Source organism: Marinobacter sp., assembly GCF_041690455.1.
Taxonomy (GTDB): domain Bacteria; phylum Pseudomonadota; class Gammaproteobacteria; order Pseudomonadales; family Oleiphilaceae; genus Marinobacter.
Map to the genome: position 1 here is coordinate 27,094 of NZ_JAWLHI010000036.1, position 15,218 is coordinate 42,311.

16 protein-coding genes are annotated in these 15,218 nt (G+C 60.2%); 9 read left to right on the forward strand and 7 right to left on the reverse strand.

The genetic code is table 11. The features are described from left to right. Position 1: 1 nt before the first annotated feature. Both ACESMW_RS10640 and ACESMW_RS10645 read right to left on the reverse strand, forming a co-directional pair. Positions 2 to 403 (reverse strand): PA2779 family protein, encoded by a 402-nt coding sequence (locus ACESMW_RS10640; protein ID WP_372987020.1) that lies wholly within the window; start codon positions 401 to 403, stop codon positions 2 to 4. Positions 404 to 474: 71 nt separating this feature from the next. Then, positions 475 to 1,539: a hypothetical protein gene (locus ACESMW_RS10645; RefSeq protein ID WP_372987021.1), complete on the reverse strand. Its 1,065-nt coding sequence runs from the start codon at positions 1,537 to 1,539 to the stop codon at positions 475 to 477. 157 nt (positions 1,540 to 1,696) lie between these two features. Between ACESMW_RS10645 and ACESMW_RS10650 the strand changes: the two genes are divergently transcribed. From ACESMW_RS10650 to ACESMW_RS10660, 3 genes are read left to right on the forward strand one after another with little or no spacing between them, the layout of a single operon-like run. Then, a complete protein-coding gene (locus ACESMW_RS10650; RefSeq protein ID WP_372987022.1) occupies positions 1,697 to 3,292 on the forward strand; it encodes a serine/threonine-protein kinase in 1,596 nt (531 codons plus the stop codon). After that, complete coding sequence (locus ACESMW_RS10655) at positions 3,292 to 4,044, forward strand: PP2C family protein-serine/threonine phosphatase (protein WP_372987023.1); 753 nt, start codon at positions 3,292 to 3,294, stop codon at positions 4,042 to 4,044. Before ACESMW_RS10650 ends, ACESMW_RS10655 begins: the two co-directional genes overlap by 1 nt. An 11-nt stretch (positions 4,045 to 4,055) precedes the next feature. Then, on the forward strand, positions 4,056 to 4,406 hold the full coding sequence (locus tag ACESMW_RS10660) for an FHA domain-containing protein (protein ID WP_372987024.1): 351 nt from the start codon (positions 4,056 to 4,058) through the stop codon (positions 4,404 to 4,406). An 18-nt stretch (positions 4,407 to 4,424) separates the two neighbouring features. Here ACESMW_RS10660 and ACESMW_RS10665 read toward each other — a convergent pair whose 3' ends face one another. Next, on the reverse strand, positions 4,425 to 5,150 hold the full coding sequence (locus ACESMW_RS10665) for a glutamine amidotransferase (protein ID WP_372987025.1): 726 nt from the start codon (positions 5,148 to 5,150) through the stop codon (positions 4,425 to 4,427). Between the two features lie 152 nt (positions 5,151 to 5,302). Between ACESMW_RS10665 and ACESMW_RS10670 the strand changes: the two genes are divergently transcribed. After that, the gene (locus tag ACESMW_RS10670; protein WP_372987026.1) at positions 5,303 to 5,896 is read left to right on the forward strand and encodes a CAP domain-containing protein; all 594 of its coding nucleotides are present in this window, start codon (positions 5,303 to 5,305) and stop codon (positions 5,894 to 5,896) included. A 21-nt stretch (positions 5,897 to 5,917) separates the two neighbouring features. On the opposite strand, the gene ACESMW_RS10675 is transcribed toward ACESMW_RS10670, so the two are convergent. From ACESMW_RS10675 to ACESMW_RS10690, 4 genes are all read right to left on the reverse strand, one after another. Further along, a complete protein-coding gene (locus tag ACESMW_RS10675) occupies positions 5,918 to 6,640 on the reverse strand; it encodes a YebC/PmpR family DNA-binding transcriptional regulator (protein WP_343815812.1) in 723 nt (240 codons plus the stop codon). A 131-nt stretch (positions 6,641 to 6,771) separates the two neighbouring features. Beyond that, complete coding sequence (locus ACESMW_RS10680) at positions 6,772 to 7,572, reverse strand: MBL fold metallo-hydrolase (protein WP_372987027.1); 801 nt, start codon at positions 7,570 to 7,572, stop codon at positions 6,772 to 6,774. Between the two features lie 147 nt (positions 7,573 to 7,719). Next, a complete protein-coding gene (locus ACESMW_RS10685; protein WP_372987028.1) occupies positions 7,720 to 8,148 on the reverse strand; it encodes an SRPBCC family protein in 429 nt (142 codons plus the stop codon). Positions 8,149 to 8,240: 92 nt separating this feature from the next. Then, positions 8,241 to 9,161 carry an AraC family transcriptional regulator gene (locus tag ACESMW_RS10690; RefSeq protein WP_372987029.1) on the reverse strand — a complete coding sequence of 307 codons (921 nt, stop codon included), beginning with the start codon at positions 9,159 to 9,161 and terminating at the stop codon, positions 8,241 to 8,243. A 115-nt stretch (positions 9,162 to 9,276) separates the two neighbouring features. On the opposite strand from ACESMW_RS10690, the gene ACESMW_RS10695 reads away from it, so the two are divergent. The 5 genes from ACESMW_RS10695 (at position 9,277) to mmsB (ending at position 15,013) form a co-directional block, all read left to right on the forward strand. Then, positions 9,277 to 10,770, forward strand: a complete 1,494-nt coding sequence (locus ACESMW_RS10695; protein WP_372987030.1) for a CoA-acylating methylmalonate-semialdehyde dehydrogenase — start codon at positions 9,277 to 9,279, stop codon at positions 10,768 to 10,770. 79 nt (positions 10,771 to 10,849) lie between these two features. After that, the gene (locus ACESMW_RS10700) at positions 10,850 to 12,016 is read left to right on the forward strand and encodes an acyl-CoA dehydrogenase family protein (protein ID WP_372987031.1); all 1,167 of its coding nucleotides are present in this window, start codon (positions 10,850 to 10,852) and stop codon (positions 12,014 to 12,016) included. A 174-nt stretch (positions 12,017 to 12,190) separates the two neighbouring features. Then, positions 12,191 to 12,970, forward strand: coding sequence for an enoyl-CoA hydratase (locus tag ACESMW_RS10705; protein ID WP_372987032.1), 780 nt, complete (start codon positions 12,191 to 12,193; stop codon positions 12,968 to 12,970). 20 nt (positions 12,971 to 12,990) lie between these two features. Next, on the forward strand, positions 12,991 to 14,061 hold the full coding sequence (locus ACESMW_RS10710) for an enoyl-CoA hydratase/isomerase family protein (RefSeq protein ID WP_372987033.1): 1,071 nt from the start codon (positions 12,991 to 12,993) through the stop codon (positions 14,059 to 14,061). A 64-nt stretch (positions 14,062 to 14,125) separates the two neighbouring features. After that, on the forward strand, positions 14,126 to 15,013 hold the full coding sequence (mmsB, locus tag ACESMW_RS10715) for a 3-hydroxyisobutyrate dehydrogenase (RefSeq protein WP_372987034.1): 888 nt from the start codon (positions 14,126 to 14,128) through the stop codon (positions 15,011 to 15,013). Positions 15,014 to 15,218: the final 205 nt, after the last annotated feature.

Consider the following 15,218-nt stretch of genomic DNA (forward strand, 5'->3'; position numbering starts at 1 on the left):
ATCAGCGGATACAGTTGATGAACGAGAAGATGTTCGTGGCACACAGCATGTCGGTGATGATGAATACCAGCAGGAACAGCACGATGATCCCCACCACATCCTGGCCGGCGGGCGCTTCTGCCAGCTGTTGCTCGAAATCGGCCAGCTCGGTTGGTGTCAGGTTCTGGATGCGATCCGCCACCTGATCCTTGCTCACGCCCATCTCGGCCAGCTTCTCCTGCACTTCCTGTTTTTCCAGCATGTTCAGGAGTTGTTGCCGGTCCAATTCCACCTGTTGTTGCTGGATGATTTCTCCGGTTCCGACCATGCCGGCATGGGCGGTGGTGGAGAAGGTAGTGGCCATGGCCATGAGTACGGCCATCACCAGTGAAACCTGCTTTAGATAATTACGTATCTCGGACATTCCAGGCTCCTTCTTGTGTTGTTCCCTAAAACAGTAGGTTCAGATATGTATTCATTCAACATACAAAATTGTCATGGTCGCCGGACTTCAAGGCGCCGTTCGGGCCAGTGCAGGATCGCCGACCGTCGAATCATCTTGCTCGCAAGCTGGGGAAAAGCCTCCTCGATTACCCCGGCTGCGAAGTTCCCCAGAAAGTCCGACTTGAGAACAGCACGCGCTTTCTGGGGGCCGGGTTCCGTATAGGGTGCTGACGAGAGTAGTAAAAAACCGTCATCGGGAATCCGGCCGCTGTCCATGTTGTTCTGGATGATGCCGGCGGCCTGGCGGATGGGATGGGACAGATCCGGGCTATACGGGCCAATGATCAGGGCCAGGTTGGGCGCATGCAGGAAATCGAAGCCGCGCCCGAGGCAGATCACCCACTCCCGGTGTTCGATATCCAGTTCCCGGTCACTCTGGCGGATCTTGTGGATATGGCGGATGTTGCCCTGAACCAGTGGCAGCAGGTCCCGCTGAACCGGTGCGGGCATGTCCGGGCAGAGCGCTGCGATCTCTGCATCCACGGTGTCGATACTGTCCAGGGGTGCGTGAGCCAGGTCGAGGGTATGCTCGTGCCGGCCATGGAGAATCAGCGCATCCTCGTCGGTTTCAAAACCGCAGACCAGTGGATAGACGGTCTGGTGATCCCTGCCGAACAGGGTTTCCAGTTGGTCGCGAATCCTGAAGGCATGGGCCCGGGCCTCGTTGGTGTCGCAGTCGAAACCGGCGCAGCCGCGCTCCCGATGTCCCCGTGAAAAGTGGTAAGTGATAATGACCAGGGCGCGCCGGCCTTGCTTGACCGCTTCCTGCACGGTGTCTGCCAGCAAGTCACCCAGGTAGGGCCAGCCAAGTTCGAAGATGCCCCCGAGGTTGCGGAACGGATGAATGACACCCAGAGGAGTCTGCGTCGCGTACGGCAGGTGAATGCGCCCGTCCATGCACTTCATGGCAATGATCAGGGTGTCGTGTTCTGCCAGGTAGCGCTGGCGGGACAGATAGTTGTCAGGGCTGCAGAAGCTTGCGGAGTGTTTGCGGCTGAGCTCCATCAGCCAGTCGATGCGCTCACTGATCGGTCGCGTGTGTATTGCCGTAGTCATTGGCTGGGGCCCTGATGCTCAAGGTTTTTTAAACTCTACTATACGTGACCCCGCTCTCAGGTAAACAAACCCTTACAAAAAACGCCGGCCGGCAACTGTCCCATCATCGGTTCGCTTTCTAAACTAGCCGGATCAATCATTTACAACGAAGTTGCCTGTGAATCCATTATCACATCCGTTATCGAGCCTGTTCAGTCTGCGTTCGCTCGTGGTCGCCCTTGCGGCTGTCTTTATCGTGGCCGGCGAGCAGATCCCCTGGGTGGCTTTGCTGGACAGGGAGCTCCTCGCATTTCTGGGCTCTGAAGAGTCCGGTGGTCTCGATCTGCCGGTCTGGGGCCGGCTTGCGGTTGATGCCGGCCTGGTAGTAACCGCGGGCTACCTGGTCTTTGCCATCCCCCGGATGGGTGCCGCTGTTTCGTTACCGGTTACGCTGCTGCTGGGCGGCGGCCTGCTGGTGCTTCAGGCGGCGCTGATGTTCTATCACAACCTCTGGCTACCCCTGGGAGAGATCAACACCCTGCTGGCGGTCGGGTATGTGATCATGCTGTTCTGGTTACAGCCCTACCGGCAGATCCGGTCGCTTACGGAAAACGCAAGGGAGGCCCGGCTGAAGCTGGGCCAGCTATTGCTGGACCAGGGGCATACGGATGAAGCCCTAGGGGCTATCGCCCGCTGTCCCGAAGGGGAGGAGAGCCTGGATCTGCGCTACCGTATTGCCCTGCAGCAGGAGCGCAAGCGTCAGTACGACAAGGCGATACAGACCTACCAGGCCATCGTCTCCCGCAAGAAGAAATTCTGCGATGCAGCCGAACGCCTGGCCGCGCTGGAGAATCTTGCCTCCGGGTCGGCAGGAGCGGCAGCCGGCAGCTTCGACGCTACCCAGACCCTGGTGATGCCGGACCAGTCGGTCAGCCGGCCCACGCTGGGGCGCTATGAAATCCAGCGGGAACTGGGCCGGGGCGCCATGGGGGTGGTGTACCTGGGCCGGGACCCGGCCATTGCCCGCACCGTCGCTATCAAGACACTGAGCTACCAGGCCTTTGAAGGTGAGGAGTTACAGGCTCTCAAAAGCCGCTTTTTTCGTGAGGCGGAAGCCGCAGGCCGGCTCAGCCATCCGGCCATCGTCACCGTTTACGATGTAGGAGAAGAGGCGGACCTGGCCTATATCGCAATGGATTACGCCCGGGGCCGGCCCCTGAGCGAATTTGGCCGGGCCGGCCGGCTTTTGCCGCTGGCGACCGTACTGGATGTGGTCGCACAGGTGGCGGATGCCCTGGCCTATGCCCACGAGCAGAAGATCATTCACCGGGATATCAAACCGGCGAACCTGATCTACGATCCTGACAGCGGTGACATCCGGATTACCGATTTCGGGATCGCCCGGATCGCTGATGATTCCGTCACCCGGACCGGAAGCGTGATGGGTAGTCCCCTGTACATGTCCCCGGAACAGTTGAAAGGGCAGAAAGTGACGAGAGCCTCGGACATCTACAGCCTCGGGGTTACCCTGTACAAATTGGTGACCGGGGAAACCCCATACCAGGGGGACACCCTGGCCAACCTGACCTATCAGATCCTGAACAAGCGCCCGCGCAGTGCCCGTTCGCTCAATCCGGATCTGCCCAACGGTGTGGTCAGGCTGATCAACAAGGCGATCCAGCGTGAGCCTGACAAACGTTTTGCCACCGCTTTCGAGATGGCCGAAGCACTCAGACGCCAGGCACAGCGCGAGGCAAGGGAGGTGACCTCCTGATGGACTATGACATTGCTGGCGACTCCCACGTAGGGGCGGTCCGCCAGACCAATCAGGACAGGGTGGAGTGGCGGCGCGGCCATGATGGCCGCCAGGTTTTGCTGGTGCTGGCGGATGGTATGGGCGGCCACCAGGGCGGTGAGCTCGCCAGTCAGCATGCGGTGGCGGCGGTGCTGGATTCGTTACTGCCCGCGCTGTCAGCTTCGGTGGTTCTGGATACGGTGGCGGTCCGGGAACGGCTGGACGCCGCCTTTGCTCTCGCTACGGCGAGGATACAGGAGGAACAGGCGAAGGACGCCCGGCTGGAAAAAATGGGCACGACCCTGGTGGTGGTCTGGGTCATTGATAGCACCGCCTTTATCGCCCATATCGGTGATTCCCGCTGTTACCTGATCGCGGACACGGGCCCCCGGTGCCTGACCCGGGACGACACCGTGGTCCAGAACATGATCGAGGATGGCAGCATCAGCGAAGCCGAAGCCCCGAGGGTGCCGTTCCGGAACGTGCTCACCCGGGCCGTGGGCGCCTCCGACGACGCCACGCCCAGCTTCCGGGTGCAGGAGCTGGCACCGGGGGAAGGGCTGCTGTTGTGTTCCGACGGGCTTACCGGAGCGCTGCCGGAGGCCCGGTGGGCCGAAATCATCGAGCAAGTCGCGGAGGCAGATGATGCTGTGCAGGCGCTGATAGACCAGAGCCTTGAAAACGGCGCCGGAGACAACGTCTCTGTTGTTTTAATGATATTGAAGGACTGAGGAATACGAGAATGGCATCACTTTCACAGCTGGTGGACAACGTGGTGGTCCACACCTTTGAGCTGGAACAACCCCTGACCCGGATCGGACGGAAACCAGACAATGACATCCGTATCGACGAGATTTCAGTGAGCGGCCAGCACGCTGTCATTGAAGCGTCACCCAATGCCTACCTCGAGGGCACGATTGATTTCTATATTGTCGACAGCAACAGCACCAATGGAACCTTCGTGAACGACCTCCGCGTGGAGGGGAGGCAACGGCTCAACAGTAACGACATGATCCGGGTCGGCTGGAATGAGTTCCGGTTTATCGATGAGGATGAGAACACCCTGGAGAAGACCGCCTACATCCTCGACTGACCGGCAGTCTTCCGCCCGTCAGGCCTGCCTCTTCAAAACCAGCTCGGAGAAGCGCTGCAGAAGCCCGCTTGCCTCGGGAGCCGGCGCGACTTCACTGAGCAATGTCTGCGCATCCGACCCTTCCCGGTCCAGATCCGGTGCCTGGACTTCCAGGTAGGCCCGCATGATGGCATCGGAAAATTCGGGGTGGAACTGCACGCCCCAGGCGCATTCGCCCACCCGGAACGCCTGGTGGGGTTCAAAATTGGACTTGCCCAGGAGCACGGCCTCAGGCGGCAGTCTCAGGACCGACTGCTTGTGGGTCAGTTGCGCCCGGAAGCGCCGGGGCATCGAGTTGAACAAGGGATCCTGCCCAGCCTCCGGGAACAGTTCGACGATCCTGGTGCCGGTTTCGCGGCCCTTCGGGTGGTAGCCCACCTCACCGCCGAGGGCATGGGCCAGCAACTGGTGGCCGTAACATACACCCAGCACCGGGACACCGGCGCCCACCGCCTTCGCCAGCCACGCCGCTGCGTTTTCACTCCAGTCTTCCCGGTCACTGACCATGGCGGGCGAGCCGGTCACTACAATGCCGTCCCACTGCGATGGATCTCCCGGTTCTTCGCCGTGGGGGAGATTCATCACGGTAAGGTCCAGTTCCGTGGCAAGGCCTTTGATGAACCAATCGTCGAAATCACCGAATCGGGCGCGGATATCCGCGTAGGTGGTCCCGGTTTTCAGAATTAACACTCGTGGGTTTGCCATCTGTCAGTTCACTGGTCGTTCAGGGTGAATGGATACATGTCGGTTTGGGCAAGCTTTGTAAGGAAATGTAGTTTCGTGGATCCAATCCCGGGAACCCTTCGTTAATTTACGTACTTTTTCACAATTTAACCGGAATGGCGGTCCCTAGTTCAATGAGTACATCCTCAAGGTTGTTGTTTTTCGTTCTTTCGACAGTTCTGATTGCCGGTTGTGGCGGCGGATCCGGTGGCGGTGAGTCATCGGCCTCGGCTGTGTCGGACAGCACCGAGCGGAACCGGTCTGCCCCTGAAGAGCCTGTCACGATCCTGGTGGATGGCTGCGAGGTGCAGGAATATCAGGCGGCGATGCTGGAGTATGTCAACGCGGCGCGCAGCCAGGGCCGGCAGTGCGGATCCGAGTTCTTCCCGGCAGTTGAGCCGCTGGTCTACAACTGTCCGGTTGAAGGGGCGGCGAGCAAGCACAGCAATGACATGGCGCAGAACAATTTCTTCAGCCACACCGGATCGGACGGTCTGCGGGTCGGAGATCGTGTTACCGAAACCGGCTACGAGTGGTCCGTGGTCGGCGAGAACATTGCCGCGGGTTTTGACGATGTGGAATCGGTCATGACCGGCTGGCTGGAGAGCCCGGGGCATTGCCGGAACATCATGGACAGCCGGTTCACCGGCGTTGCCGTTTTCAGGGTCGACAGCCGGACTGCCGATTACCCGAATTACTGGACGCAGGTATTCGACAGGCCCCGGTAACGGGGCCGTCATCCCGGCCGGTCAGTCGCTGACTTCGGCGTTGTGATAAACGTTCTGGACATCGTCCAGTTCGTTCAGCATGTCCAGGAATTTCTCGAACATGGCCACATCGTCGCCCTCCACCGGCGTGGTGGTTTTTGGCAGGAACTGGATTTCGTCCACGTCGAACTCGATGCCCTCGAAGGCTGCTTCCAGGGCCTGCTTGGCCTTGGCGTATTCCGTGTTCGGTGTGAATACAGTGATGCGGCCGTCCTCGTTCTCGATATCGGTCACGTCCACGTCCGCTTCCATCAGGGCCTCGAGCACTGCTTCCTCGTCCTGGCCGGTGAAGGCGAAAATCGCGCAGTGGTCGAACATGTGGGCAACGGCGCCCGGGGTGCCGATCTTGCACTTGGTCTTGGTGAAGGCCAGCCGGACATCGCCAAAGGTGCGGTTGGGGTTGTCGGTGAGGCAATCCACGATGACCATGCAGTTGCCGGGGCCATAGCCTTCATACCGGGCCGGAGAGTAGTCCTCGCCGCCACCGCCCTTGGCCTTGTCGATGGCCTTCTCAATGACGTGGCTGGGCACCTGGTCTTTCTTGGCCCGGTCAATGAGGCCCCGCAGCGTCAGGTTGGCCTGGGGATCAATGCCGCCTGACTTGGCGCACATGTAGATTTCGCGGCCGTACTTGCTGTAGACCTTGGTTTTTGCCGCAGCCGTCTTGGCCATGGACTCTTTTCGGTTCTGGTAGGCTCTGCCCATCTGACCTGCCTCTTCTTGCTATTCAGGAAAACGCCGGATTTTACTCAACAAAACGTTCTGGGGACAGGTTTAATACTATTGTGCCGATTCGGCGTGGAAACGGGCGGCGACAGGGCCACCGCCCGGGGAGATCAGATGTAGTCGTTTGGTGGCCTGTAATTGTCCGGGCCCATCAGGTCGATGCCGCAGGGAACATCCGAGACCCAGTTCAGGAACCGCTCCACCATCTCGGGACCCTCGAAACGCTTTCCATGCTGGGGCACGATCATGCTTACATCGAGTCCGCGAACCATGTCGGCCCAGAGGCGACAGACCTTCTGGGAGGCTATGTAGCGTTTGTGGAAGCCAATCATGCTGGGAATATGGCGATCGAAATCCTGAACCGGCTTGTGATCGTCCTCGCCACCGAGCGAGGCGCCCAGATCGCCGGAAAACAGGATCTTCGACACCGGATCGTAGAACTGCAGGTTACCGACAGAATGCATGAAGTGCGCCGGCAGGCAAGTCAGGTAGGAATCGCCGAAAGGCACCTTGGCGCCGGCATCCGGGATGCTGACGATCCGGTCATAAACGCTGCCGGTGAGCTGGTTGGTCACATAGGTCGAAACCAGATGCGGCAGGAATCGGGCCCACAGCCGCGAGGTGACGATCTTGGCACGGGTGTGGACAATCCAGCGATCGATGGCGCCGATGATGTCCGGATCCTGGTGGGACGCAAAGACATAGTCCATGTCCTTGATGTTCATGTAGCGCGACGCGGCCACGGAGAGGGGGGTGTAAGTCAGGTCTCCGCCCGGATCGATCAGCGCTTCGTGCTTGCCATCAACGACCAGGAACTGGTTGGACTGGACGCCCTCACCGGTTACCAGGGAATCGAACATCAGGCATTTGTGGTGTCCGTCATCGAACAGGACAATGGGCTCTGCTGCCATTACTGTCTCCCGCCAGGATTTTGTTTTCGGCCGATTAGCCGGATATTGCAAACCTGGCGGAAGATTACAGAATTGATAAATGCAAATTTTTGCCTCAGGTCAATTCTGTGACATTCATCAAGTAACGGTTTGTTGCCGACCGGGGTGTCAGGCCAGATCCGGCACCCGCTTGATACCCCGGCGAATTCCCTGTTCCAGAGCCCTGGAGACCACTTTGCCGGTGAACGGCACGATGTCCTCGAAGCTGATGGTGTAATGCACCCGGGTCTGGCCGTCCGGAGTATCCTCGAAGCGAATCCGGCCCAGGTGATTGCGTATTGGGCTCATGCTGGTGACCGTGTATTCGATCAGCGTTTCCGGCTCGAAGCTCAGGACGGTTTCCTCAAGGCCAATGGGGCCGATGCCGATCTTGCGGACCGAGCCGATACCGTTGGGGTCGGCCTGGTCGCTGTCCCGGATCCGCTTGATGGGAGCCCCCAGCAGCTTTCCGAAGCGCTGGTGGTCGGCAAACAGGGCGAACACTCGTCGTCGCGGGATATCGAAGGTTTCGTCGATTTCAATCTTGTACTGTGCCATGGCGCAATCTCTTGTTATTGGCGATGACTCCAGAGTAACGGTTCGGCGTATTCAACGAAAGTCGTAGGCGGGCTGCCTCTCCACTCTGGCCTTCAGTGACGGGCCGTGTGCCGGTAATCCCTCGGCGACTGGCCCATTACCTTCTTGAACAGGCGGGAAAAATAGTAGGCATCGTCGTAACCCAGCCGGCGGCTGATGTCGGCAAAGCTCAGGCCGGTGGTGTCCAGCATCTGGCAGGCTCGTTCCACTTTCAGGTGCAGGAAATGCTGGATCGGCGAGGTGCCGGTCTGCTCCCGGTAACGGGTGGCAAAGTGCGCGGGAGAAAGGCCCGCCAGATCCGCCAGTTGTTCAAGGGTAAGGCGCTCTTCCAGATGCTCGCGCATGTAGTTGTGGATGGTGTCCAGTTCGGACTGACGTTCGTGGCTGGTCTCGTCCGCATTCAACGGTACCGCCGCCAGAAGCTGACGCAGGCGGTTGGCGGCATGGATCAGCCCGCGGGTTCGGAAGCCGGTCTGCCGTACCGAAAGCAGGCCATTGAAATCCACCAGCAGCCGGGGCTGGCGGCCCAGGTGCCGGATGCGGGTAGAGTCACCAAACCCCATGTACTTGCGGAAGTCCTCGGCCAGCGGGCCGGTGTAATGCACCCAGTGGATGGTCCAGGGATTATCCGGGTCGGCGGTATAGCGGTGGCTGGCCCCGGCCGGCAGCAACAGTAAATCACCGGCCTCCACGGTATAGGGCTCTCCCGCGACGTTCAGGAAAGCCTTCCCTTCGGTGCAATAGATCAAAAGATTGTCGCGATGGTGCTCCCGGTGCATGTGGTGGCCGGCGGCCTTGCGATAGTGCCCGAAGGCCAGGGGGTAGAGTTCCCGGGTCAGTGGATGGCTGGCCAGCAGGCGGACGATGGGCTCTGGTACCACATAGCGGACGCTGTCCGGTGGCACCGGCCATTGTGAGGTTTGTGCTGTGGATTTGCTGTTCGGAAGTGTGCTCATCGAAAAATAATCCATCATGGGCGAAATTTAGTCAATCACCTCCGGCCAAACCTCGTGCTAGGATTTTTCCAATCGTGGCCGAACCCCGACGGGTGAGGCTGTTCCCACATAACAACAAACCAGGGATTCCAACATGAAGAATGTTCCCCAGTACATTGCCGGTGAATTCGTCCAGAGCCAGACCAGCAACTGGATCGACGTCACCAATCCTGCCACCAACGAAGTGATTGCCAAGGTGCCGTGCGCGACCGAAGAGGAAATGCGCAAGGCCATCGACAACGCTGGTGAGGTGTTCAAGACCTGGAAGGAAACCCCGGTTTCCGAGCGGGCCCGGGTCATGCTCCGTTACCAGGCGCTGCTGAAAGAACACCACGATGAAATCGCCGAGATTCTGTCCCAGGAAACCGGCAAGACCTTTGACGACGCCAAGGGCGATGTCTGGCGCGGCATTGAGGTAGTCGAGCACGCCGCCAACGTGGCCTCCATGATGATGGGCGAGACCGTCGAGAACGTGGCCCGTGAAGTGGATACCCATTCCTGGATCCAGCCTTTGGGCGTTTGTGCGGGCATCACCCCGTTCAACTTCCCGGCCATGATTCCGCTGTGGATGTTCCCGATGGCCATAGCCTGCGGTAACACCTTCATTCTGAAGCCGTCCGAGCAGGATCCGCTGACCCCGATGCGACTGGCCGAGCTGTTCGAGGAAGCTGGTGCGCCAAAGGGCGTCCTGCAGGTGGTCCACGGTGCCAAGGAACAGGTTGATACCCTGCTGACCGACCCGACCATCAAGGCCATCTCCTTTGTCGGTTCTGTTCCGGTTGGCCGCTATATCTATGAAACCGGCACCCGCCACATGAAGCGCGTACAGAGCTTTGCCGGTGCCAAGAACCACATGGTGATCATGCCGGATGCGGACAAGCAGCAGGTCATCAACGCTCTGGTGGGTGCCTCCGTCGGTGCCGCCGGCCAGCGATGCATGGCGATTTCCGTTGCCGTGTTCGTGGGCGAGGCCCAGCAGTGGATTCCGGAACTGAAAGAAGCCATGGCCAAGGCCCGTCCGGGTGCCTGGAACGATTCCGGCGCCAGCTATGGCCCGATCATCAGCGCCAAGGCCAAGGACCGTATCGAGTCCCTGATTGCCACTGGTGAGGCCCAGGGCGCCAAGCTGATGCTGGACGGTCGCGGCTGCACCGTTGACGGCCTGCCGGACGGTAACTGGGTAGGACCGACTTTGTTCAGCGAAGTCACTCCGGATATGGACATCTACAAGGAAGAGATCTTTGGGCCGGTACTGTCCTGTGTGAACGTGGACAACCTGGGTGAGGCGATCGACCTGATCAACCAGAGCCCCTACGGTAACGGTACCTCTATCTTTACCAACCACGGTGGTGCGGCCCGTCGCTTCCAGCATGAAATCGACGTGGGCCAGGTGGGTGTGAACATCCCCATTCCGGTGCCCCTGCCGTTCTTCTCCTTCACCGGCTGGAAGGGCTCCTTCTACGGTGACCAGCACGCCTACGGCAAGCAGGCAGTTCGCTTCTATACTGAGACCAAGACGGTAACGTCCCGCTGGTTCTCCAGTGAAGCGACCTCCTCTGAAGCCAATTTCTCCATTCAGCTTCGTTAAAGCGTTGAGGGTGAGGTCTTGGGCCGGAATCTTTTCCGGCCCCTTCTTTTTACCCTTTTGACATGACAGGAGCCTGGTAATGGACTTTAACCTGACCGAAGACCAGCTGGCGTTCCGGGATGCGGCCCGGGCCTTTGCCGAGAAATCCATGGCCCCCCATGCCGCCCAATGGGATGAGGAGCACATCTTCCCGGTCGACGTGATGAAGGAAGCCGGCGAGATGGGCTTCATGGGCCTTTACACCCCGGAATCCCTGGGTGGCATGGGGCTTTCCCGGCTGGATACCTCTGTGATCGTAGAGGAGCTGGCGGCAGCCTGCCCGTCCACCGCTGCCTTCATCACCATTCACAACATGGCGACCTGGATGGTGGCCAGTTTTGCTTCCGATGATCTGAAGCAGGAGATCGTACCGAAACTCGCCAGTGGCGAATGGCTGGCCTCCTACTGCCTGACCGAACCCGGTGCCGGCTCCGATGCGGCCAGCCTTCGTACCAAGGCCGTTCGCGATGGCGACAGCTACGTGATCAATGGCAGCAAGATGTTTATCTCCGGCGCCGGCAGTACCGACATCCTGGTGCTGATGGCCCGGACGGGCGATGCCGATAGTGGTTCCAAAGGCATTTCCACCTTTGTGATTCCCGCCGATGCCGAGGGCGTTTCCTACGGCAAGAACGAGGACAAGATGGGCTGGCACAGCCAGCCGACCCGCCTGGTCAGCCTGGAAAATGTGCGCATTCCCGCCAGTAACCGGGTGGGCGAGGAAGGTGACGGCTTCGCCATCGCCATGAAGGGCCTCGACGGCGGTCGCCTCAATATCGCCACCTGCTCACTGGGCGGTGCCCAGGCCGCACTGCTGCGGGCCCGCAACTACATGCACGAGCGCGAGCAGTTCGGTAAGCCCCTGGCGGCCTTCCAGGCCCTGCAGTTCAAGCTGGCGGACATGGCCACCAACCTGGTGGCGGCCCGGCAAATGGTGCGCCTGGGTGCGTTCAAGCTCGACAGCGGCGACCCGGAAGCCACCCTGCACTGTGCCATGGCCAAGCGCTTCGCCACCGACGCCTGTTTCGACGTGGTCAATGAGGCGCTGCAGCTCCATGGTGGCTATGGTTATATCCGGGAATACCCGCTGGAGCGCTATGTCCGGGATCTGCGGGTGCATCAGATCCTGGAGGGTACCAACGAGATCATGCGCCTGATCATCGCCCGCCGGTTGTTGGACGACGGCGTGGCTGAGGCGATTCAGTGAGTTGAACGCGAAAACGGGGTCAGAAGAAAGCGTTCTTCAGACCCCAGAGTTGGGGCCCGAAAGGGGTCTGATGAAAGCTTTCATCTGACCCCATGTTCAAGCCGAACCCCAAAGTCAAAACCCGGGGTCAGATGAAAGCCTTCATCTGACCCATCTTCAGGAAGGGAAAACAACATGAGCGACCTCATCCAGCTCGAAAAACGCGGACACATCGCAATCCTGACCATCGACAACCCGCCGGCCAACACCTGGACGGCGGCATCCCTGCAAGCTCTGACCAAAACCATCGAGGAACTCAACGAGGACAAGCACATCTTCGCCCTCGTCGTTACCGGCCAGGGTGAAAAATTCTTCTCCGCCGGTGCCGACCTGAAATCCTTCGCCGACGGCGACAAGGCGAATGCCAACTACATGGGCCAGCTTTTCGGTCAGGCCTTCGCCGCACTGACCGCCTTCCGCGGCGTCTCCATCGCCGCCGTCAACGGCTACGCCATGGGTGGTGGCCTGGAATGCGCCATGGCCTGTGATATCCGCATTGCCGAAGAGCACGCCCAGATGGCGCTGCCGGAGGCCAGTGTGGGCCTGCTGCCCTGTGCCGGCGGCACCCAGAACCTGCCCTGGCTGGTGGGTGAGGGCTGGGCCAAGCGTATGATTCTGTGCGGTGAACGCGTTGATGCCGACAAGGCCCTGAAAATTGGCCTGGTCGAGGAAGTGGTGCCCGCCGGCAAGGGCCTGGAGAAGGCGCTTGAGCTGGCCGAGGGTGCGTGCAAACAGAGCCCGTCTGCCGTGGCCCGCTGCAAGAACCTGATCATGAGTGCCCGGGATGGTCGCAGCCACAGCGATGGCTGGCGCATGGAGCGGGAGCTGTTCGTGGAGCTGTTCTATACCGAAGACCAGCGGGAAGGCGTGAACGCATTCCTTGAAAAGCGCAAGCCGCAGTGGAAGAACCGGTAACCGCCGGGGCGAGGACTGTTATGAGCGATCAACCGATTGTCTTTGAGGAGTGGAAAACCGCGGACGGTGCCATGATTGCCGTGGCCCGGCTGAGCACTCCGAAAAACCTGAACTCACTGTCCATGGACATGATTCACCTGCTCAAGCCCCAGCTCCAGCGGTGGGCGAAGGACCCGCAGGTGTGTGCGGTGTGGCTCGAGGCCGAGGGCGACAAGGCGTTCTGCGCCGGTGGTGACATTGTCTCCCTGTACCGCAGTATGACCGAACCGGGCAACGCCACTGAGGGTGAACGCTTCTTCACCGAGGAGTATGAACTGGACTACCAGATTCATACCTTCCCGAAGCCCCTGATCTGCTGGGGTAACGGGATCGTGATGGGCGGCGGTATCGGGCTCATGGTCGGCGCCTCCCACCGGGTGGTGACCGAGAACTCGAAAATGGCCATGCCCGAGGTGAACATCGGCCTCTACCCCGATGTGGCCGGCGGCTGGTTCCTCAACCGTATGCCCGGGCGCACCGGCCTGTTTCTTGGCCTGACCGGAGCCCGGATCAACGCCTCCGACGCTCTGTTCGTGGGTATGGCAGACCGGTTTGTTAAGCACAGCCTCAAGGAGCGGGTAATCGAGGCGCTCACAGCGAGTGAATGGCGCGATGACAATGCCCACGCCGTGGTTGGCCGGGTGCTCCGGCAGTTCGAGCAGCACAGCCAGGACGCCCTGCCTGAGTCTCCGGTTCGCCAGCACTTTGACGAGATCAACCGGGTGACCGATGCCGACTCCCTGGAACAGGTGGTCAATCAGCTGACCGAACTGGGCAGCCGTGAGGACTGGATGGGTAAGGTTACCAAGGGGCTTGGCAATGCCTCGCCCACATCCCTGGCGCTGGTGTGGCGGCACCTGCATGGCTGCCGGCACGACAGCCTGAAGGAAGTGCTGGACAAGGAACTGGTGCTGTCCTGCAACTGCCTGAAGAAGGGCGAGTTTACCGAGGGTATCCGGGCACTGCTGATCGACAAGGATCTGCAGCCCCGCTGGCGTTACGCCTCGCTGGAAGAAATGGACAGCGACTGGATCGACGACTTTTTCAACTGATTGCCGGATTGGCCGCGGTGAGCCGCGGCCCACTCATCGGAATACAACAACAAGGGGAAGAGATATGGCAAAGATTACATTCATCGGTCTGGGTAACATGGGTGGTCCCATGGCCTCAAACCTGGTCAAGGCCGGCCACGATGTGACGGTGTTCGACCTGTCCAAAGCGGCCGTCGAAGCACTGGTGGGTGAGGGCGCCAAAACCGCGGACACCGCCGAAGCGGCCGCTCAGGGCGCGGAGTGCGTGATCACCATGCTGCCGGCTGGCAAGCATGTGGAAGCGGTTTACCTCGGCGACGACGGCCTGCTGGCCAAGCTGCCTGAGGGAACGCTGGTCATCGATTCCTCCACCATCGCGCCGGAAACGGCCCGTGGAGTGGCGGAAGTTGCAACTGACAAGGGGCTGGATTTCATCGATGCCCCGGTTTCCGGTGGCGTCGGTGGCGCCAAAGCCGGCACCCTGACCTTCATCTGTGGCGGTGAGGAAAGCACCTTCAACCGTGCCAAGCCGATCCTCGAGGCCATGGGCAAGAACATCTTCCACGCCGGCCCCCACGGCTCCGGCCAGGTCGCCAAGATCTGCAACAACATGCTGCTGGCGATTCTGATGGCCGGTACCAGCGAAGCACTGGCCCTGGGTGTGCGGAACGGCCTGGACCCTGCTGTGCTCTCCGAGATCATGAAACAGAGCTCCGGCGGCAACTGGGCCCTGAACGTCTACAACCCGTGGCCGGGCGTCATGGAAGGCGTACCCGCCTCCCGCGACTACCAGGGCGGCTTCCTGGTCAACCTGATGACCAAGGATCTCGGTCTGGCCTTCGACAACGCCGTCAAGAACCAGGCCTCCATCCCCATGGGTGCTTTGGCCCGCAACCTGTTCCAGCTGCACGCCGGACAGGGCAACGGCGAGCTGGATTTCTCCAGTATCCAGCGTCTTTATAAGCCGGAGTGACCCGGGAGGGTGACCTGGTGAAAACGGGGTCGGTTCAGCCTCAGGGGTCTGATGAAAACCTTCATCTGACCCCAAGTTCACCTCACCCTCAGCTCTCGGTTAAAATCGGGGTCAGAAGAAGGCTTTCTTCAGACCCCAAGGCCATGCTCAGGGGTCTGATGAAATCTTTCATCTGACCCCATCTTCAATCCCATCCCCCTCCAAC

Excerpts from the sequence above, each read along its gene's own strand:
- ACESMW_RS10670 (WP_372987026.1), top strand. The coding sequence starts at position 5,303 with ATGAGTACATCCTCAAGGTTGTTGTTTTTCGTTCTTTCGACAGTTCTG.
- mmsB (WP_372987034.1), top strand. The coding sequence starts at position 14,126 with ATGGCAAAGATTACATTCATCGGTCTGGGTAACATGGGTGGTCCCATG.
- ACESMW_RS10655 (WP_372987023.1), top strand. The coding sequence starts at position 3,292 with ATGGACTATGACATTGCTGGCGACTCCCACGTAGGGGCGGTCCGCCAG.
- ACESMW_RS10660 (WP_372987024.1), top strand. The coding sequence starts at position 4,056 with ATGGCATCACTTTCACAGCTGGTGGACAACGTGGTGGTCCACACCTTT.
- ACESMW_RS10685 (WP_372987028.1), bottom strand. The coding sequence starts at position 8,148 with ATGGCACAGTACAAGATTGAAATCGACGAAACCTTCGATATCCCGCGA.
- ACESMW_RS10710 (WP_372987033.1), top strand. The coding sequence starts at position 12,991 with ATGAGCGATCAACCGATTGTCTTTGAGGAGTGGAAAACCGCGGACGGT.
- ACESMW_RS10640 (WP_372987020.1), bottom strand. The coding sequence starts at position 403 with ATGTCCGAGATACGTAATTATCTAAAGCAGGTTTCACTGGTGATGGCC.
- ACESMW_RS10665 (WP_372987025.1), bottom strand. The coding sequence starts at position 5,150 with ATGGCAAACCCACGAGTGTTAATTCTGAAAACCGGGACCACCTACGCG.
- ACESMW_RS10700 (WP_372987031.1), top strand. The coding sequence starts at position 10,850 with ATGGACTTTAACCTGACCGAAGACCAGCTGGCGTTCCGGGATGCGGCC.
- ACESMW_RS10675 (WP_343815812.1), bottom strand. The coding sequence starts at position 6,640 with ATGGGCAGAGCCTACCAGAACCGAAAAGAGTCCATGGCCAAGACGGCT.
- ACESMW_RS10705 (WP_372987032.1), top strand. The coding sequence starts at position 12,191 with ATGAGCGACCTCATCCAGCTCGAAAAACGCGGACACATCGCAATCCTG.
- ACESMW_RS10680 (WP_372987027.1), bottom strand. The coding sequence starts at position 7,572 with ATGGCAGCAGAGCCCATTGTCCTGTTCGATGACGGACACCACAAATGC.
- ACESMW_RS10645 (WP_372987021.1), bottom strand. The coding sequence starts at position 1,539 with ATGACTACGGCAATACACACGCGACCGATCAGTGAGCGCATCGACTGG.
- ACESMW_RS10690 (WP_372987029.1), bottom strand. The coding sequence starts at position 9,161 with ATGATGGATTATTTTTCGATGAGCACACTTCCGAACAGCAAATCCACA.
- ACESMW_RS10695 (WP_372987030.1), top strand. The coding sequence starts at position 9,277 with ATGAAGAATGTTCCCCAGTACATTGCCGGTGAATTCGTCCAGAGCCAG.